At 71.3% G+C, this 18804-nt stretch carries 16 protein-coding genes; 6 read left to right on the forward strand and 10 right to left on the reverse strand.

Annotation, left to right across the window (positions count from 1 at the left end; translation table 11 throughout):
- Positions 1-159 precede the first annotated feature (159 nt).
- The 5 genes from FHS34_RS22365 to FHS34_RS22385 all read right to left on the reverse strand — a co-directional run bounded on the left by FHS34_RS22365 (position 160) and on the right by FHS34_RS22385 (position 5073).
- The gene (locus FHS34_RS22365; RefSeq protein WP_184968191.1) at positions 160-2538 is read right to left on the reverse strand and encodes an ABC transporter permease; all 2379 of its coding nucleotides are present in this window, start codon (positions 2536-2538) and stop codon (positions 160-162) included.
- Positions 2535-3224: an ABC transporter ATP-binding protein gene (locus tag FHS34_RS22370; RefSeq protein ID WP_184968193.1), complete on the reverse strand. Its 690-nt coding sequence runs from the start codon at positions 3222-3224 to the stop codon at positions 2535-2537. Before FHS34_RS22370 ends, FHS34_RS22365 begins: the two co-directional genes overlap by 4 nt.
- The gene (locus FHS34_RS22375) at positions 3221-3745 is read right to left on the reverse strand and encodes a PadR family transcriptional regulator (protein ID WP_184968195.1); all 525 of its coding nucleotides are present in this window, start codon (positions 3743-3745) and stop codon (positions 3221-3223) included. Before FHS34_RS22375 ends, FHS34_RS22370 begins: the two co-directional genes overlap by 4 nt.
- A gap of 144 nt (positions 3746-3889) precedes the next feature.
- Complete coding sequence (locus FHS34_RS22380; RefSeq protein ID WP_184968197.1) at positions 3890-4141, reverse strand: type II toxin-antitoxin system antitoxin; 252 nt, start codon at positions 4139-4141, stop codon at positions 3890-3892.
- Positions 4138-5073 carry an SPFH domain-containing protein gene (locus FHS34_RS22385; protein WP_184968199.1) on the reverse strand — a complete coding sequence of 312 codons (936 nt, stop codon included), beginning with the start codon at positions 5071-5073 and terminating at the stop codon, positions 4138-4140. The genes FHS34_RS22380 and FHS34_RS22385 overlap by 4 nt, the downstream gene beginning before the upstream one ends.
- A 214-nt stretch (positions 5074-5287) precedes the next feature.
- Here FHS34_RS22385 and FHS34_RS22390 point away from each other — a divergent pair, with 214 nt between their 5' ends.
- The gene (locus FHS34_RS22390; RefSeq protein ID WP_184968201.1) at positions 5288-7693 is read left to right on the forward strand and encodes a transglycosylase domain-containing protein; all 2406 of its coding nucleotides are present in this window, start codon (positions 5288-5290) and stop codon (positions 7691-7693) included.
- Between the two features lie 67 nt (positions 7694-7760).
- Here FHS34_RS22390 and FHS34_RS22395 read toward each other — a convergent pair whose 3' ends face one another.
- From FHS34_RS22395 to FHS34_RS22405, 3 genes are all read right to left on the reverse strand, one after another.
- Positions 7761-9854, reverse strand: coding sequence for a SpoIIE family protein phosphatase (locus FHS34_RS22395; protein WP_184968203.1), 2094 nt, complete (start codon positions 9852-9854; stop codon positions 7761-7763).
- Between the two features lie 303 nt (positions 9855-10157).
- Positions 10158-10847 carry a cytidylyl-2-hydroxypropylphosphonate hydrolase gene (gene fomD, locus FHS34_RS22400; RefSeq protein ID WP_184968205.1) on the reverse strand — a complete coding sequence of 230 codons (690 nt, stop codon included), beginning with the start codon at positions 10845-10847 and terminating at the stop codon, positions 10158-10160.
- 82 nt (positions 10848-10929) lie between these two features.
- Positions 10930-12327: a class II fumarate hydratase gene (locus FHS34_RS22405; protein WP_184968207.1), complete on the reverse strand. Its 1398-nt coding sequence runs from the start codon at positions 12325-12327 to the stop codon at positions 10930-10932.
- Positions 12328-12720: 393 nt separating this feature from the next.
- Between FHS34_RS22405 and FHS34_RS22410 the strand changes: the two genes are divergently transcribed.
- Positions 12721-12939, forward strand: coding sequence for a hypothetical protein (locus FHS34_RS22410; protein ID WP_184968209.1), 219 nt, complete (start codon positions 12721-12723; stop codon positions 12937-12939).
- 16 nt (positions 12940-12955) lie between these two features.
- Complete coding sequence (locus FHS34_RS22415) at positions 12956-13651, forward strand: hypothetical protein (RefSeq protein ID WP_184968211.1); 696 nt, start codon at positions 12956-12958, stop codon at positions 13649-13651.
- Between the two features lie 54 nt (positions 13652-13705).
- Here the strand turns inward: FHS34_RS22415 and FHS34_RS22420 are convergent, their stop codons facing one another.
- Positions 13706-15400 (reverse strand): fumarate hydratase, encoded by a 1695-nt coding sequence (locus FHS34_RS22420; RefSeq protein ID WP_184968213.1) that lies wholly within the window; start codon positions 15398-15400, stop codon positions 13706-13708.
- 145 nt (positions 15401-15545) lie between these two features.
- Between FHS34_RS22420 and FHS34_RS22425 the strand changes: the two genes are divergently transcribed.
- On the forward strand, positions 15546-16235 hold the full coding sequence (locus tag FHS34_RS22425; RefSeq protein WP_184968215.1) for a DUF1707 SHOCT-like domain-containing protein: 690 nt from the start codon (positions 15546-15548) through the stop codon (positions 16233-16235).
- Positions 16236-16481: 246 nt separating this feature from the next.
- Positions 16482-16856, forward strand: a complete 375-nt coding sequence (locus FHS34_RS22430) for a WhiB family transcriptional regulator (RefSeq protein WP_184968217.1) — start codon at positions 16482-16484, stop codon at positions 16854-16856.
- Between the two features lie 231 nt (positions 16857-17087).
- Here FHS34_RS22430 and glpX read toward each other — a convergent pair whose 3' ends face one another.
- Positions 17088-18122 carry a class II fructose-bisphosphatase gene (glpX, locus tag FHS34_RS22435; protein ID WP_184968219.1) on the reverse strand — a complete coding sequence of 345 codons (1035 nt, stop codon included), beginning with the start codon at positions 18120-18122 and terminating at the stop codon, positions 17088-17090.
- 130 nt (positions 18123-18252) lie between these two features.
- Here glpX and FHS34_RS22440 point away from each other — a divergent pair, with 130 nt between their 5' ends.
- The gene (locus tag FHS34_RS22440; protein ID WP_184968221.1) at positions 18253-18780 is read left to right on the forward strand and encodes a DUF4245 domain-containing protein; all 528 of its coding nucleotides are present in this window, start codon (positions 18253-18255) and stop codon (positions 18778-18780) included.
- The last annotated feature ends 24 nt before the right edge of the window (positions 18781-18804 follow it).

Consider the following 18804-nt stretch of genomic DNA (forward strand, 5'->3'; position numbering starts at 1 on the left):
GGACGCCGCGGCCTGATCCGACCTGATCCAAACGAAACCCCCTAGCGCTCCGGGGAGGGTTGCGCCCCGGGTTGCGCGGCCGCGGGCCGGTGGGGCGTCTCGCGCAGTTCCCCGCGCCTCTTCAGGGCGCCGGCCCCGCCGTCCCTTCGGGGCGCCGGGCTACTCCGTGCGCAGGCCCTCCGGGCGCATCATCCGCAGCAGGGGCGGAAGGCTGAGCAGGGTGACCGCGAGGACCACCGCCGCGCCGGCGCCGGTCATCGACAGGACGCTCGCCCAGTCGACGGACACCGTCGCGTCCACCATCTCCAGCAGCACCGTGCCGAGCGTCAGCCCGACCACCGAGGCGAGCAGCAGACCCAGGGCGATCGGGACCGCCGTCTGCCACAGCACCGACATGCTCAGGGTGCGCCGCCGGGTACCGAAGGCGACCAGCGACGACAGCAGCTTCCTGCGCTCGCGCAACTGCTCCAGCTGGGACACCAGCAGGCTGACGCCGATCAGTGCCAGCACGCAGATGGCGCCGACGAACGTTCCGGTGCGGATGGAGGTGAACTTGTCCGACTCCTCGGTGGACGACCACAGCATGACGTCCGCCAGCGGATCGACCGCCGCCGCCGTGTTGCGCACGTACTCGTGCACGTTGCGGACCGAGTCGTCGACCGACACGTACACCGACCCGCTGAACGCCGCCGCTCCGCCCCCGGGCGCGGCGGCCGGGGTCAGCAGGAAGCCGCCGAACTCGTTGCCGTTCGGGGAGGTGATCGAGCGGACCTGCTTCAGGCCGCCCGGTACGGTCCAGGTGACCTCCGGGCGCTGTTCGAAGCCGTAGGTCATGTCGAGCCAGAGCCGGCGGCCGGGCTTGGCCAGTTTCGCCGTGTCGGCGTCCGAGACGCTGTCGGAGCCGGTGGCCACGAAGACGTCCCCGTCGTGGCAGCTGGGCAGCCGTGCCACCTCGCGCAGGGCGGCGCAGTCGCCGACCGTGACACCGGTGGTGGTGGCGGGCCCGTTGCCGCGCCAGGTCCGGTCGCCGACCTCGGCACTGCCCAGCGCGATCGCCTTGTCCACGCCCTTGGTGGCGGCGAACTTCCCGGCGGCCGTGGTGAAGGGAACGCCGCGGGAGAGGTTGACCTGCATCTGGGCGCGGGTGGTGTCCTGGCCGGTGACCTTGGTGTAGTCGCCCTGGACGCCCGCGAACAGCATCTGCATCGCGATCGCCCCGGCCACCGCGACCGCGATGCCGTTCACCATGCGGGCCGCCGAGCCGCTGCTCAACTGCAGGCGCCGTACGGCCAGCTGCCAGGCCACCGGGCCGGGGCCCAGCCGGGCCACCACCGCCTCGACGATCCACGGCAGCAGCGTCGTCACGCCGACGAGCAGCAGCAGCACACCGCCGATCACCAGGTACTCGTTGAAGTAGGTGTCGCGGCCCTGCCCGACCATCGGGGAGAGCATCGCGAGGCCGCCGAGCGGCAGCAGCAGCCGCCACCACAGCCGGCGGCGCCTGGGCTTGGCCGTGCGGACCACGCCCAGCGGCTCGATGACCACCCGGCGCAGCGCGAACAGGGTGACCAGCACCGCCGCCGCCGGAACGGTCACCGCGACCAGGGCGGCCAGCGCGGGCGCGGGGTCGAGATAGCTGGGGAAGACGCTGATGCCCATGATCTCGACCGAGCCCGCGAGCTGACGGCCGAGCAGGAAGAAGACGGTGCCGAAGACCAGACCGACCAGCGAGCCGGCGAGTGCCTCGCCCGCCGCGATCCGCCGGGTCGACCGGCTGTCGGAGCCCACCAGCCGCAGCGCGGCCAGTCTGCGGTCGCGCCGCTCCCCGCCGAACCGTACGGCGGCGGCGATGAACACGGCGACCGGCATCAGCAGCACCACGAAGACGACCAGCACCAGCAGCAGCAGGACCGGGTCCAGCCCGCGCGCCTTCGTCGGCTGCAGCGGACCGAACTTGGCGATCCGGGCCGTCTGCCAGCCGTTGATCCGCGGGGCCAGGTTCTTCACACCGGCGTAGTAGGCGAGTTCGTGCGAGCCGACGAGGCCGCTCTCGCCGATGGTCCCGACGACGCGGTACGGCAGCCGCTCGCGCAGCAGCTTCCCGTCCGAGGAGCCGAGGAGTTCCTTCAGCGCGGGGGAGACGACCATGTCGCCCGGCGCCGGGTACTTCGCCAGGCCGGGGGCGACAGGTGCCCGCGGTCCCTCCGGCTCCACCAGCCGGCCCCGGACGTCGCTGCCGTGGAACGTGGTGTCGGCGTCGGAGATCACCAGGGTGTCGGCGGCCTTGGGCCGGTTGGGGCCGTAGGTGTAGTCCAGACGGGCCTCGTCGCGCTCGTGCCGTACCGACAGCGCGTTCGGGATCGCGGTCGTCAGCAGCAGCAGCGCAACGCCGAGGCCGACGCCGACCGCCGTCAGCAGCATCCGGATCCAGCCCTCGCGCCCGCCGGTGAAGGCGAACCGGGCCCCGAGACCCAGGTCCCTGGACCTTCCCCACGCTCGGCTTCGCTCGCGCGGGAGGTGCCCCGTCCGCACGTTCATATGGCCCGCTCCATGTCCCGGGACCTGCCGTCGCGGACGACGATCTCGCGGTCGGAGTAGGCGGCCACCCGGGCCTCGTGGGTGACCAGCACCACGGCGGCGTTGGTGGAGCGGGCCGCGTCGGTCAGCAGCTCCATCACGCGCTCGCCGTTGAGGGAGTCCAGCGCGCCGGTGGGCTCGTCGGCGAACACCACCCGGGGGCCGGTGACCAGGGCCCGGGCCACCGCGACCCGCTGTCCCTGGCCGCCGGAGACCTCGCCGGGCCGCTTGCCCTTGAGGCCGTCCACCTCCAGGCGCTCCATCCAGCCGAGCGCGGCCCGCTCGGCCTCCTTGCGGGAGGTGCCGTTGAGCCGCAGCGGCAGGGCCACGTTCTCCACGCAGGTCAGCTCCGGGACCAGCTGGCCGAACTGGAACACGAACCCGAACTCGCTGCGGCGCAGGGCGCTGCGGCGGGCGTCGTTCATGCCGGCCAGTTCGTGGCCGTCGTAGGTGATGGACCCGGAGTCGGGCGGCACGATGCCGGCGAGACAGTGCAGGAGCGTCGACTTGCCGGAGCCGGAGGGGCCCATCACGGCGACGACCTCGCCGGCGTGGATGGAGAACTCGGCGCCGTCGAGCGCGACCGTGGGGCCGTAGGACTTGCGCAGGTTGTCGGCGGACAGCAGGGAGCCGGGGGGAGGAGTCACTTGGCCACCGCCTCACGGAGCCGGTCGAGGCGTGCCGCGGTCAGCTCCAGCCAGCGCAGGTCGGCCTCCAGGTGGAACAGGGCGTGGTCGCAGATCAGCTGGTCCGCGAGGTCGCCCTTGCGCTTGCGGTCGGTCAGGATGCGCATGCTGCGCAGGTGCTCGGCCCGCTGGGTGTCGAGGATGTCGGCCGCGTCGCGGTGGGTGAGGAGCGCGAGGACGACCTTGGTGTAGAGGGTCGACTGGAGGTACTCCTCCGGCTTCTCCGGGGTGGCGAGCCAGCGCTCGACGTCGGTGACGCCGGCGTCGGTGATGGCGTACCGCTTGCGCTCGGGGCCGCCACCCGCCTCGATCCCGTCGACTTCCACGAGCCCGTGCTTCAGCAGCCGGGACATCGTCGAGTAGACCTGGCCGTAGTGCAGCGGCCGGTCGTGACCGAACTTCTCGTCGAAGGCCCGCTTGAGGTCGTAGCCGTGGCGCGGGCCGGACTCCAGGAGCCCTAGGAGGGTGTGACCGATGGACATGCGAGCACTCTACACATGGTGTATACGCGGCATGTATACGCCGAGTGTGCAGATCATGGCGGGCGGTACGGCCTCGCAGGTGGGGCGCCATTGTCATGGTTCGGTAACGACCGCCGGCCCCGTCCCCTGAGGGGGCGGGGCCGGTCAGGCCGACGGGGGCGGGGAGGCGCTGTCGCCGGGGGGCCGTCCCCGGCGCGGCAGCGGACCCGCCTCCCGGGGCAGCCGCCCCGCCTCGGCCAGCGCCCTGCGCAGCAGGAACTCGATCTGTGCGTTGGCCGACCGCAGTTCGTCCCCGGCCCACCGGGCCAGCGCCTCGTACACCGACGGGTCCAGCCGCAGCAGCACCTGCTTGCGCTGCTGCGGCCGGCGCCGCGGAGTCTCCGGAGAGTCCGTCACTGGTAGAGCGTTCCCGTGTTCAGGACCGGCTGCGGGGCGCGGTCCCCGCAGAGCACCACCATCAGGTTCGACACCATCGCCGCCTTCCGCTCCTCGTCCAGCTCCACGATGTCCGCCTCCGAGATCCGGGCGAGCGCCGCCTCGACCATCCCCACGGCGCCGTCGACGATCTGCCGCCGGGCCGCGACGACCGCCCCCGCCTGCTGCCGCTGCAGCATCGCCGAGGCGATCTCGGGAGCGTACGCGAGATGCGTGAAGCGCGACTCGATGATCTGCACTCCGGCCGCCTCGACCCGCACCTGGAGCTCGACGGCGAGCTTCTCGGTGATCTCCTCGGCGTTGCCGCGCAGCGACAGGCCGTCCTCTTCATGGGCGTCGTACGGGTACTCGATGGCGATGTGCCGGACGGCCGTCTCCGTCTGCGTGGCGACGAACTCGGAGTAGTCGTCCACCTCGAAGGTGGCCTGGGCGGTGTCCTGGACCTTCCACACCACGACAGCGGCCAGCTCGATCGGGTTGCCGTAGGCGTCGTTGACCTTCAGGACGGCGGTCTCGTGGTTGCGCACCCGGGTGGAGATGCGGGTCCGCGAGGTGAAGGGGTTCACCCAGCGCAGTCCGTCCTGCCGGATCGTGCCCCGGTAGCGGCCGAACAGCTGGACGACTCTGGCCTCGCCCGGCGCGACCGTGTTCAGGCCGCGCATGGCGATGACGGCCGCGAGGAAGACGACGACACCGGCGGCGATGAGCCCGCCCTTGGCGCCGGCGGCGGAGACGGCCGAGGCGGCGGCGAACAGCGCCACGGCGCCGCCGAGCCCGACGAGGCCCAGCAGCAGGGCGAGCCCGCCGCCGATGCTGTGGGCGGTGAACTCCCGCACCCGCGGCGCGGGCATCTCGGGGACGTCGGCGGTGGCGGCCGGCGTGGGCGTGGACATAGGGGTCCCCCGTTCTCGTAGCGCTTAGCTGACTTCTAGCTAAGTGATATCACTTTAATCCGACAGGCAACCCTGCGCCAGTGTCAGCCGTCGGTTCCGGTGGGGCGGGTGCTGATTGTCACGTCCGTAAAAGAGCGGATCGGACGCCCTTTGTCATATAGAGGGGTGTTAGCTTTCGGAGCTGACCCCGAGACGGAAGCGAGCGTAGGGACCCATGGGACGAGCGGAAGAGAGACGAGCGCGACAGCGCGGCGGCCACCGCGCGGCGCCCAAGCGCCGCCGCTCCGCTCCGGAGGCCGGCAGCGCGTCGACGGCCGGCGGCGCACCCGCGGCCGGCAGTACCGCCGGGGCCGGCGGCAAACCCACGGCCGGCGGCAAGCCGGCGGCGGGCGCCAAGCCGCCCAAGAGCCTCATACGCCGGATATTCGGCTGGAAGAAGATCCTCGGGACCTTCTTCGGAGTGTGTCTGCTGGGCATCCTGGGCTTCATCGGTCTGTACCTGTACGTGGACGTCCCCGAGGGCAACGCCGCCGCCCAGCGGCAGAGCAACATCTACAAGTTCAGCGACGGAACGATCCTGGCCCGCGACGGCGAGGTCAACCGCGAGATCGTCGACCTCTCCAAGGTGCCCCGCAAGGTCCAGCTGACCTTCGTCGCCGCGGAGAACAAGAGCTTCTACCACGACGCCGGCGTCGACTTCAAAGGCACGGCCCGCGGTCTGCTCAACACGCTGTCCGGCAAGGGCAAGCAGGGTGGCTCCACGATCACCCAGCAGTACGTGAAGAACTTCTACCTCAACCAGGACCAGACCGTCACGCGCAAGCTGAAGGAACTGGTCATCTCGCTGAAGGTGGACCGAGAGAAGTCCAAGGACGACATCCTCGCCGGCTACATCAACACCAGCTACTACGGCCGCAACGCCTACGGCATCCAGGCCGCCGCCCAGGCCTACTTCCGCGTCGACGCCGAGGACCTCTCCGTCCAGCAGGGCGCCTACCTCGCCGCGCTGCTCCAGGCACCGAGCCAGTACGACTGGGCGGTCGCCGGCCCCACCGGCAAGAAACTGGTCACGGCCCGCTGGAACTACGTCCTCGACAACATGGTCGAGGAGGGCTGGCTGCCCAAGGCCAAGCGGGACGCCATGCACTTCCCCAAGATCATGGAACCCAAGGGCGCCCCGGGCCTCGACGGACAGAAGGGCTACCTGGTCGAACTCGCCAACCAGCAGCTGGAGCACCAGCTCATGGCGGAACAGGGCCTGACCCAGTCGCAGGCCGAGGGCGCGGTCGTCGAGAACGGCTGGACCATCACCCTCAACGTCGACCGGAAGAAGCAGGCGGCGCTGGAGAAGGCCGTCAAGACCAGGCTGACCAGCAAGCTCGACAAGAAGAAGCGCAAGGTCGACGGCGACATCCAGCCCGGCGCCGTCTCCGTCGACCCCAAGACCGGCAGGATCGTCGCGCTCTACGGCGGCCAGAACTACTACGAGCACTACTACAACAACGCGACCCGCAAGGACTACCAGCCGGCCTCGACGTTCAAGCCGGTCATCCTCGCCGCCGCGCTGGAGCACAACGCCACCACGCAGGACGGCAAGCCGATCACCGCCGACACCCTGTACGACGGCACCAGCCGCCACCAGGTCCAGGACCACGGCCGCAAGGTCGGCTTCGCCCCGCCGAACGAGGACGACGTCGACTACGACGACATCACCGTGCAGCAGGCGATGAACAAGTCCGTCAACTCCGTCTTCGCACAGATGGGCGTGGACGTGGGCATGGACGAGGTCATGGGCACGGCCAACAAGCTCGGCATGGACACCAAGGGCATGCAGGCGGTGCCCGCCCAGACGCTGGGCTCGATGGGCGCCAGCCCCCTGGAGATGGCCGGGATCTACGCCACCTTCGCCAACCACGGCAACAAGGTGACCCCGAGCATCATCAAGTCGGCGGAGCAGAAGGACCGCACGGTCGACATCCCGGACCCCATCGGCGGCCCGGTGATCAGCCGCACGGCCGCCGACACCGTCACCTCGGTGCTCACCGGCGTGGTCGACGACGGCACGGCCAAGACGTCCGTGGCCAGCAACCCGCTGCGCGACGGCCAGCAGGTCGCGGGCAAGACCGGTACCTCCGACGAGAACAAGTCGGCCTGGTTCACCGGCTACACCCCCGACCTGGTCACCTCCGTCGGCCTGTTCGGCGAGGACCCGAAGACCAAGGCGCACGTGACCATGAGGTGGGCGACCGGCCTGCCGGCCCCCGGCCGGATCAACGGCGGCGGCTACCCCGCGGAGATCTGGGCCGCGTACACCTTCGGTGTGACGGCCAAGGCCGAGTTCGACCTGGACACCACCCAGGGCGCCGCCGTCGCGCCGACCGAGACGCCGAGCTGGACGCACAGCCCGAGCCAGACGCCGTCACAGACGCCCAGCAGCGAGCCGCCGACGTCCGAACCGCCGTCCCCCTCGCACACGCCGTCCCGGACCCCCTCGCACACGCCGTCCCAGACCCCCTCGCAGACACCGTCGCAGACGCCCTCCAGCAGCGCGCCGCCGACGGACCCCGCGACGGAGGATCCGCTCGACCCCGACGGCGACCTCGGCCAGTTGGGGCAGTAGGGCCACACACGAAGGGGGCGCCCGGAGTACTCCGGGCGCCCCCTTCGGCGTCGTCCGCCGGCGGGACTCAGCCGCGGTTCAGCTCGAACCAGACCACCTTGCCGGTGCTCAGCCGGGTCGCGCCCCAGCGCCGGGCCAGCTTGTTGACGAGGTACAGGCCGCGCCCGCCCTCGTCCGTGGCCCGCGCCTGCCTGAGCCGCGGCAGCTGCGGCACGTCGTCACCGACCTCGCAGCGCAGCACGTGCGTCCGCAGCAGCCGCAGGGTCACCGGCCGGGACGCGTACCGCACGGCGTTCGTCACGACCTCGCTGACCAGCAGCTCCACCGAGTCCGACAGGTCCTCCAGGTCCCACCGGGCAAGCGCCCGCCGGGCCAGCCGGCGGGCCTGGCCGGGCGCCGTCTCCTCCGGCTCCAGCGTCCAGTACGCGACATCGCTCGGCGCGATCCCGTCGAACCGGGCCGCGAGCAGCGCGATGTCGTCGTCCCGGTCGCCCGGACCGAGCATGTCCAGCACCTCGTCGCACAGCGCTTCCAGCGGCGGCGGATGGTCCGGGCCGGTCAGCTGGGCGGTCGCGGCGAGCTTCTCCCGCAACTGCTCTATGCCGGTCCACACGTCCCGCAGCCGGGACTCCACCAGCCCGTCGGTGTACAGCAGCAGGGTCGCCCCGGCGGGCGCGTCCAGCTCCACCGCTTCGAAGTCCACCCCGCCGACCCCGATCGGCGCGCCCGGCGGCACCCGCAGCACCTCGGCCCGCCCGCCCAGGTGCAGCAGCACCGGCGGCGGATGGCCGGCGTTGGCGATCGTGATGCGGTGCGTGACCGGGTCGTAGACGGCGTACAGACAGGTCGCCATGCGGTCGGTGCCCAGGCGCTGCGCCTGCTCGTCCAGGTGGTGCAGCACCTCCTGCGGCGGCAGGTCGAGCCCGGCCAGGGTCTGCGCGGTGGTGCGCAGCTGCCCCATGATCGCCGCCGACGTCATCGAGTGGCCCATCACGTCGCCGACCACCAGCGCGACCCGGCTGCCCGGCAGCGGGATCGCGTCGTACCAGTCGCCGCCGACCCGCGCGGTCTCCGCCGCCGGCAGATACCGGGAGGCCAGCCGGACGCCGGTCGGCCGGGGCAGGGTCTCGGGCAGCATGGTGCGCTGCAGCTCGTCGGCGATGTACGCCTCACGGCCGTACAGCACCGCCTTGTCGATGCCGAGCGCGCTGTGCGTGGCCAGCTGGGCGGCCACCAGCAGGTCGTCCGCCTCGAACGCGAGCCGCTCCGGGCGGCGCAGGAACAGGGCCGCGCCGATCACCCGGCGCCGGCCGCGCAGCGGCGCGAGGATCGCGTGCTGCCCGCTCGGCACGACCGCCTCACCGCCCTCGCCGAGCAGCTCGGGCAGCGCGGCCCGGGCCGCGGGCGCGTCGGCGAACACCGGCCGCACCCCGCGCAGCACCTCGTTCAGCGCGCCGCCCGGCCGCACCTCGCAGAGCTCCGTGGTGAGCGTCGACAGATCCGCCAGCGCGGACGCCTCCGGTTCCGGTTCGAACGCCGACGGCAGCAGTACCCCGTCGGTGTCCCGCTCCTCCGGTATCCGGTCGGTGCGGCGCAGCCGCAGCACCACCGGGCCGGTGGGCCGCTCGTCACCGACCGGCAGCGGGTCGCGCAGATAGACCAGGATCGCGTCCGAGAACGTCGGCACGGTGGCCCGGCACAGTCCCATCACGATCTCGTCCAGGTCGATGCCGCGGGCGATCCGCCGGGTCGCCGCGCCCACGAACCTGAGCCGGTCGCCGTCCCGCCGCATCGGCATCGGCCGTCCCGGCGGCAGTCCCCGCCCGGTACGGCGCTCCTCACCGCTCGGCGTCCGCTCCTGCGCGGCGCCGGGCTGCGCGGGAATGGCCTCCGGCGCGGGGCGCGGACGATGGGCGCCGGCTTCGGCGGTGGCGGGCTGGGAGTGCTCGGGGCCGTTGACCGGGGGCTCCTTCCCCATGCCGTCCTTTCCCTTGCCACGGGGCGTGGCCGTGCCCGGACCCGAGGGCGTCGTGTCGGCCCGGGCCTGCGTGGGTAAGGCCGGGTTGCCGAGCTGTTTCGAGGTACGCAGGAGCGCCCCGCGGGCCTCCGCGGGGTCGACGCCCGGCTGGGGGCGTTCGAAGGAGGTGGGCTGCTCCGTCACGCGTGTCGCATCCGTCCGTCCGGGGCTGTGCGCCGGGTACGCCGGGCGCGCAGTTGGTCCCGCCGAAGTCCCGATACCCGCAATACGTGCCCCAGGAACGGAATCCGCGCGGGGACGGAGGTTGTTCCCCTGCCGTTCGCGCGGCCGCCGCACTCAGCGGTGGTGCCGCCCTCGTACCCCTCGCTCACGTCCAGCCGCCCCTCGGTGACGATCGGTCAAGCCCGGCAGGTGCGCCGGGAGTTGCACTAACGCCCCTTGCGGAGGACGATCCTACGGTTCTTGCCCTGGGGCACATCAAGGGTCTCATGAGGACAGGTGCGCGGGGGTGCGGTCCCAGTCCTCGGGGAGAGAAGGTACCGCCCAGGCCGGGTCCGGGCGCCAGTGCTGCCAGCCGTCCGAGAACGGCGCCCCCCACGCGCGGACCACTTCCACCGCGTCCCGGCCGGCCGCCCGCACCCGTCCGGCGGTCCCCGCGTCCATCAGCCCGTCCCGCTGGGCCTGCGCGAACTCGTCCTCGTCCCGCCAGTGCCAACTGCGGTCCGGGTGTACGGAGATGTCCAGGAAGTGGTCCTCGGAGTCCACCCCGCCCGCCCACCGGGACAGCGGCTGCTCCAGGTTGACGTACCAGTTCTTGAACCGCCAGCCCGGGTCCCAGAACAGCCATACCGACCAGGGCCTGCCGGGCTGGGCCAGTTTCAGCACGCCCGTGCCGAACCAGCGGTCCCGCTGCACCGTGCGCGGCTTGGTGTAGCGGGACTCCAGCGGCTCCTGGTGCACGGCCGTGCCGTCGGTCAGGACCGGCTTCACGCAGTCGGTGCCGGGGGCCAGCCACACCGCCAGCACCTCGGCGTCGTCACGTACGACGGTGACGGGCCGGGCGATGTGGAAGCGCGGGCCCCCGTTCTCCCGGTAGCGCCACAGGATGTGTGTCCCCGGGGCCCAGCGCGTCGCGGGTCCCGCCGCCCCTCGTGTCATCGCTCCGTCGTCCGTCATGCACAGATATTAGGTGCCACGGGCATACGACGCTGCGGCGCGCGTCACGGCGGTCCGGTTGGCCGGAAAGGTTCGCCGCCGGTCACGGGCGGGTCATCCGCAGGACGTCCAGCGCCTCGTCGAGCTGCTGCGGCGTCAGGTCGCCGCGCTCCACGTAGCCGCCCTCCAGGACGACTTCGCGGATCGTCTTCCGCTCGGCGAGGGACTTCTTGGCGACCTTCGCGGCCTCCTCGTAGCCGATGTACTTGTTCAGCGGGGTCACCACGGACGGGGACGACTCGGCGTACTCGCGGGCGCGTTCGCGGTCGGCGGTGATGCCGTCGACCGTCCGGTCGGCGAGCAGCCGCGAGACGTTGCCGAGCAGCCGGATCGATTCGAGCACGTTCTTGGCGATGACCGGGAGCATCACGTTCAGCTCGAAGTTCCCGGCGGCACCGGCCGTGGTGATGGTGGCGTCGTTGCCGATGACCTGGGCGGCGACCATCAGCACGGCCTCGGGTACGACGGGGTTGACCTTGCCCGGCATGATCGACGAGCCGGGCTGGAGGTCGGGCAGCCGGATCTCGGCGAGGCCCGTGCGCGGGCCGGACGACATCCAGCGCAGATCGTTGGCGATCTTTGTCAGGCCGACCGCGATGGTGCGCAGCTGCCCGCTGGTCTCCACGACGCCGTCCCGGGCGCCCTGCGCCTCGAAGTGGTCGCGGGCCTCGGTGAGCGGAAGTCCGGTGGTCCGGGCGACCTCCTCGATGACGGCGGCGGAGAATCCGGGCGGGGTGTTGATGCCCGTGCCGACCGCCGTGCCGCCGAGCGGCAGTTCGGCCAGCCGGGGCAGCGAGGCGCGCAGCCGCTCGACGCCGTACCGCACCTGGGCCGCGTATCCGCCGAACTCCTGCCCGAGCGTCACGGGCGTCGCGTCCATCAGGTGCGTACGCCCGGACTTCACCACGTCGGCGAACTCCGCGGACTTGCGCTCCAGGGATGCGGCGAGGTGCTCCAGGGCCGGGATCAGGTCGTGGGTGACGGCCGCGGTGGCCGCGATGTGGATGGAGGACGGGAAGACGTCGTTGGACGACTGCGAGGCGTTGACATGGTCGTTGGGATGCACGTCCCGGCCGAGCCGCTCGGTCGCCAGCGTCGCGATGACCTCGTTGGTGTTCATGTTGGACGAGGTGCCGGAACCCGTCTGGAAGACGTCCACCGGGAAGTGCTCGTCCCACTTCCCCGCGGCGACCTCGCCGGCCGCCTCCTGGATCGCCTCGGCGACCTCCTTGTCCAGCACGCCCAGCTCGGCGTTCACCTTCGCCGCCGCCGCCTTCACGCGGGCCAGCGCCTCGATGTGCGCGCGTTCGATCCGCTGCCCGGAGACCGGGAAGTTCTCGACGGCGCGCTGCGTCTGCGCCCGCCACTTGGCATGGGCCGGGACCCGGACCTCGCCCATCGAGTCGTGCTCGATCCGGTACTGCGGCTCTTCGGTCGTCATCGTCGTACCTCCGAAAACGTGAGCACCCGTCGTGACAGGCGTATTCCCCGACGTGGCCGCCCGTCGGCGTGCACCGGGGGTGACAGCTGCTCCGGGGAGGCGCCGCGCGACGCGTCAGATCCAGGATCAGGTGAACGGCCGTCGCTGTCGCGGCGGCAATTTGTCATGAACGGAATAACAAATGACCGACCGCTCATTCACCGGGGGTGAATGCCTCGCGGAATGTGATTCCGGCCACGCATCGAGTGAATGCACGGCGCATGCACACCTCGGATCAGCGGATTCGCCGATCAATGCCGGATACGTGATCGAATCCGTCAACTCCCGCGGAATCGCGAGTACTTCCGCGTGCCACAATCCGGCCAAGACCAGGTGGGGGCAGGGAGTGCTGCGGTGACTCAAAGCAAGGCGATCCTTATCGGGGCGATCATCACCGGTGCCGCGGCGGTCATCGCGGCGGTCATCGCTCTCTGGGGCGGCCCGTCGGAGACCAACGCCTGCAAGAACGAGGCGCAGACCGTGCAGAACTGCGGCAAGGGCAACGAGATCCACATCGACCCGCCGGCGTCGGCCTCTCCCGCGAGCGGGGGGACGGGTGCGGCGGCCGGCTAGGGCGGTACGGCCGGCCGTGTACCTGGCGGCGGCCTGGCTGGCCGCCGCCGGTGTCGCGGGGTGCGGCGACACCAACTCGTGCCAGAACACGATCAACTGCGGCAGGGACAACACCAGCGAACAGACACAAGCGGTGCCCACCGGCGCTCCACCGGTCCCGGCCGGTCCCACGAGCACCGCGCCGTCCGAGACACCCGTCCCGCCCGACGAGACGGAGTCCTCCGGACCCCCGCCCTCCCCGGTGTCGGACCGCCGGTACCTCTCGGAGCTGGGCACGGTCGAAGACGCGGACTCGGACACCGAGGTCGACGCCACGGCGGTCGTGGGCGGCACCTCCTACGATCACAGCGTCACGTTCGTCTGTTCCGCGTACTGCAACAACGCGCCCGGGGAAAAACCGCAGAGCGTGGTCTCCTTCAACCTGGGCGGCGGTTATCGCACCCTCACGCTGAGAATGGCGGTACTCGATTCCAGCCCGGACGAAAGCGAGACCGGAACGTTCGAGGTCTATCTCGACGGTGTTCCCCAGGGCACCCGGCACGTACGTTTCGGTTCCCCGGAGACACAGACCCTGAAGGTCGCGGGCGTCAACCGGGTCCGGCTGGTCGCCCACCGCCCGGGAACGGTTCCCAATGCCGCCATGGCCGGCGCCCAGCTGCTCGACACCGTCGTGCCCCATCTGGCCTGGCTGGACCCCGAGTTGCGCCGCTGACGCGCAAAGCCCCCGGCCGACGGCCGGGGGCTTTGCGCGTGCGCCGTGACCGGGTCAGCCGAGGCCGGGCCCCCGCACCGGAATCGACGTGAACGTGGGCTGCGGGGCCGGATCCTGGAAGAAGTCGTTGCCCTTGTCGTCCACTACGACGAACGCCGGGAAGTCCTCGACCTCGATCTTCCAGACCGCCTCCATGCCCAGCTCCTCGTACTCCACGACCTCGACCTTCTTGATGCAGTCCTGGGCGAGGCGGGCGGCCGGGCCGCCGATGGAGCCGAGGTAGAAACCGCCGTGCGTGCCGCACGCGTCGGTGACCTGCTTGCTGCGGTTGCCCTTGGCGAGCATCACCTTGGAGCCGCCCGCGGCCTGGAACTGCTCCACGTAGGAGTCCATGCGGCCGGCCGTCGTCGGGCCGAAGGAGCCGGAGGCGTAGCCCTCGGGGGTCTTCGCCGGCCCGGCGTAGTACACCGGGTGGTCCTTCAGGTACTGCGGCATCTCCTCGCCCGCGTCCAGCCGCTCCTTGATCTTGGCGTGCGCGATGTCGCGGGCCACGACCAGCGGGCCGGTCAGGGACAGCCGGGTCTTCACCGGGTACTTGGTCAGCTCGGCGAGGATCGTGTCCATCGGCTGGTTGAGGTCGATCTTCACGACGTCGCCGGCCTCGTCGAGGTGCTCGTCGGTCGTCTCCGGCAGGAAGCGCGCCGGGTCCTTCTCCAGCTGCTCCAGGAAGACGCCCTCGGCGGTGATCTTCGCGACGGCCTGGCGGTCGGCGGAGCAGGAGACGGCGATGGCGACCGGGCAGGACGCGCCGTGCCGCGGCAGCCGGATCACGCGGACGTCGTGGCAGAAGTACTTGCCGCCGAACTGCGCGCCGATGCCGATCTTCTGCGTCAGCTCGAAGACCTTCTCCTCCAGGTCCTTGTCCCGGAAGCCGTGGCCGAGCGGCGAGCCCTCGGTCGGCGCGTCGTCCAGGTAGTGCGCGGAGGCGTACTTCGCGGTCTTCAGCGCGTACTCGGCGGAGGTGCCGCCGACCACGATCGCCAGGTGGTACGGCGGGCAGGCGGCCGTGCCGAGCGAGCGGATCTTCTGCTCCAGGAACTTCATCATGGAGGCCTCGTTCAGGACGGCCTTCGTCTCCTGGTACAGGAAGGACTTGTTGGCCGAGCCGCCGCCCTTGGCCATGAAGAGGAACTTGTAGGCGCCGCCGTCGGTGGCGTACAGCTCGATCTGGGCCGGCAGGTTGGAGCCGGTGTTCTTCTCCTCCCACATGGTGAGCGGAGCCATCTGCGAGTAGCGCAGGTTGAGCTTGGTGTAGGCGTCGTAGATGCCGTGCGAGAGGTGCTTGGCGTCCTCGCCCTCGGTGAGGACGTTCTGCCCGCGCTTGCCCATGACGATCGCCGTGCCGGTGTCCTGGCACATGGGCAGCACGCCCGCCGCCGCGATGTTCGCGTTCTTCAGCAGGTCGAGCGCGACGAACTTGTCGTTGCCCGACGCCTCCGGGTCGTCGATGATCCGGCGCAGCTGCGCCAGGTGGGCCGGGCGCAGGTAGTGCTGGATGTCGTGGATGGCCTCCTCGGCCAGCTTGCGCAGCGCCTCCGGCTCCACCTTGAGGAACGTCCGCCCGTCGGGTCCCTCCACGGTGGAGACGCCCTCCGACGTCACCAGCCGGTAGGGGGTGGTGTCCTCTCCCTGGGGGAGCAGATCGGTGTACGCGAACGCTGGGCGGGGCGGGGGGGAACTACTCGGCATCTCAGCCCATTCCTCACTCTGACGGACGGCGGCCCGCCGACGCTGGCGGGCCTCACCAGCGTAGAACCTGTCGCCGACGGCGAGGCTGTGAGGTAAGGCTCAGTCAGGGGTGTCGCGATCTATCGTGTTTCGGTAGGCTGCTGTCGTGGACCTTCAGAAGCAGACCGCACCCCCACCCGCGGGCGACCTCCGGGCCTCGGACGCCGACCGTGACCGGGTCGCCGACATCCTCCGCGAGGCCCTGGCCGAGGGCCGGCTGACCGCCGACGAGCACGCCGAGCGCGTGGAAGGGGTGCTGAACGCCAAGACGGTGGGGGAGCTGGAGGTCTTCATCCGGGACCTGCCGGCGGCCCACCAGCGCCCCGCGGGCCCCGCCTACACGCCCGTCCCGCCCCGCCCCGAGCCGGGTGCGATCCCGGCGCAGCCCGACGCCAACGTGGTCGCGGTGTTCAGCAGCGCCATGCGCCGGGGCCGCTGGCGCGCCGGGCGCCGGCTGCACGCGTACGCGGTCTTCGGCAGCGTGGAGATCGATCTCAGCGAGGCGATCTTCGAGTACCAGCAGGTGGTGATCAAGGCGGTCTCGGTCTTCGGTGACGTCCAGATCCGCGTCCCGGAGAACATCTCGCTGCGCGGCACCGGCGGCGGTGTGCTCGGCAACTTCGAGGTGAGCCCGCTGGACTCGGTGGACTCCGACGCGCCGGTCGTCTACGTCGACGGCTGGGCCGTCCTCGGCAACGTCGAGGCGCGGCCGAGGCGGGGCAAGGTCGTGGCGGACATCCTGGAGCGCGTCCAGGACAAGGTCGACCGGAAGCTGCGCAAGCACCTCGACCGTTGACGGCCGCCGGTCCGCCGGTCCGCCGGTCCGCCGGTCCGCCGGTCCGCGGGTCCACGGGTTCGCCGGTCCGCGGGTCCGCCGGTTCGCGCGGATCCGGAACGGTCCGGTCCTGTGGCGGCGGAGGCGTGGGGGCGCGAACGAGGAGTCGCGCGCCCGCGGTTGGGAACTCTGTGCATAGGCGCGCGCACAGCGGGTAGGCCTTGCTGCATCGTCTCTCGCTCGCGAAGCCGTCGTCAGGAGTAGACCGTGCTGCAACCGCCGCATTCGTCCCTGCAGGTAGCCGCCGTTCCGGCCCAGCGGGTGCCAGCGCGGGACAGGGACCAAGACGCTCCCTGGCACACCGAGGCGGTGTGCCGGCGCGACGAGGCCGGCCTGTTCTTCGCCCCGTCGAAGGAGCCGACCGCCGCCCGGCTGTCACGCGAGGAGGCGGCCAAGCGGGTCTGCTCCCGCTGTCCGGTCATGGTCGAGTGCCGTGAACACGCCCTCCTCCAGCCCGAGCCCTACGGCGTCTGGGGCGGCCTCACGGCGGCCGAACGCCGGGTGGTCCTGGCGCGGCGCCGCCGCCGGGAGATGGAGCTGAAGAAGGCGGCCGGGGCGACAGCGAACCGCATGGCGGGCTGAGACCGTCAGCAGGCGCCCCCTCCGCACGGGGGGCGCCTTCCGCGTCCTGAAGGGCGAGCCGTGTTCGGTGCGCGCCTCTGCCACGGAAGGCGCGGGAAACCGCGGACGACCCGCACTCACGCGCCCACCCGCACCAGCCTTGCCGACTCACACCAGCCGTGCCGGCCCCGCCCTCGTCGGGGGCGTGCTGCCCGGCTCGGCCGGGATGGCCCGCCCCCTTGTCGGCGAGTGCTACTTGGCCCGCTCGAAGTCGATCGCGCTGTAGGCCCGCAGCTTGCTCAGCCGGTGCTCGGAGTCGATCCTGCGCACCGTTCCCGACTTCGACCGCATCACGATCGACTCGGTCAGCGCGGTCTCCGACCGGTAGCGGACGCCGCGCAGCAGCTCGCCGTCGGTGATCCCGGTCGCGACGAAGAACACGTTCTCCCCGGACACCAGGTCGTCCGTCGTGAGCACCCGGTCCAGGTCGTGCCCGGCGTCGATCGCCCGCTGGCGCTCCTCGTCGTCCTTGGGCCACAGCTTGCCCTGGATGGTGCCGCCCAGGCACTTCACGGCACAGGCCGAGATGATGCCCTCGGGGGTGCCGCCGATGCCGAGCAGCAGGTCGACGCCAGTGCCCTCGCGCAGCGCGTACACCGACCCGGCGACGTCGCCGTCGGAGATCAGCTTGATGCGCGCGCCCGCCTCCCGGACCTCCCGGATCAGCCCCTCGTGCCGCGGCCGGTCGAGGATGACGACGGTGACGTCCTCCGGCATGGCCTTCTTGGCCTTGGCGATCCGTCTGATGTTCACGGCCACAGGCGCGTCGATGTCGACGAAGTCCGCGGCCTCGGGGCCGGTGACCAGCTTGTCCATGTAGAACACGGCGGACGGGTCGAACATCGCGCCGCGCTCGGCGGCGGCGAGGACGGCGATCGCGTTGGGCATGCCCTTGGCCGTCAGCGTGGTGCCGTCGATCGGGTCGACCGCGATGTCGACCTCGGGGCCGGTGCCGTCACCCACCTGCTCCCCGTTGAACAGCATCGGGGCCTCGTCCTTCTCGCCCTCACCGATGACGACGACGCCGTTCATCGACACGGTGGAGACGAGGGACCGCATGGCGCGCACAGCGGCGCCGTCGGCGCCGTTCTTGTCACCGCGCCCCACCCAGCGGCCGGCGGCCATCGCGGCGGCTTCGGTCACCCGGACCAGTTCCAGGGCGAGGTTGCGGTCGGGAGCCTCGGAGGGAACATCGAGCTCGGACGGCAGGTGATGGTTTTCGGTCATCGGAGCGCACCTTTCTGACTGATACGACGACGGCCGGATGAGGGGCTTGGCCCCGACTCTATCGTTAGGCAGACAAAATGAGCAGGGGACCCCACGGATGAGCGCCTGGGGCACCTGCGACGATAGGGGTGTGGCAGGTTCGAACGGTAAGCAGAAGTCGGCCCGGAGCATGGTCCTCTCCCTGGGCGTGATCGGTATCGCGGCGTTGGTCGTGTACTTCCTGGCGATCCCGCACGACAACCACGCTCCCGACGTCAAGCGGGTCGACTACCGGGTCGAGCTGCTCACGGCCCGCCGGGCGGCGAGCTACCCGGTCGCCGCGCCCGAGGGGCTGCCGGAGGCCTGGAAGGCCACCTCCGTCCGTTTCCAGGGCGCGGACTCCGATCGCTGGCACCTCGGCTTCGAGACCCCGGACGGCCAGTACGTGCAGGTCGAGCAGTCCCGGCAGAAGCGTGCCGACTTCATCGACCAGGCCAGCCAGGGCGGGTCGGCGACGAAGCGGACCGAGCGGATCGACGGCCGTACCTGGACCCACTACACGGGCGGCCGGTACGACGCCCTCGTCCTGCAGGACACTCCCGGCTCCACGACGGTGGTGGCCGGCACCGGTTCCTTCGGGGAGCTGACGACGATGGCGGCGGCGCTGAAGATGGGGTGAGCCGCGCACGGCATGCGGAAGAGG

Origin of the sequence: Streptomyces echinatus, from assembly GCF_014203595.1 — a bacterium.
Classification (GTDB): Bacteria; Actinomycetota; Actinomycetes; order Streptomycetales; family Streptomycetaceae; genus Streptomyces; species Streptomyces echinatus.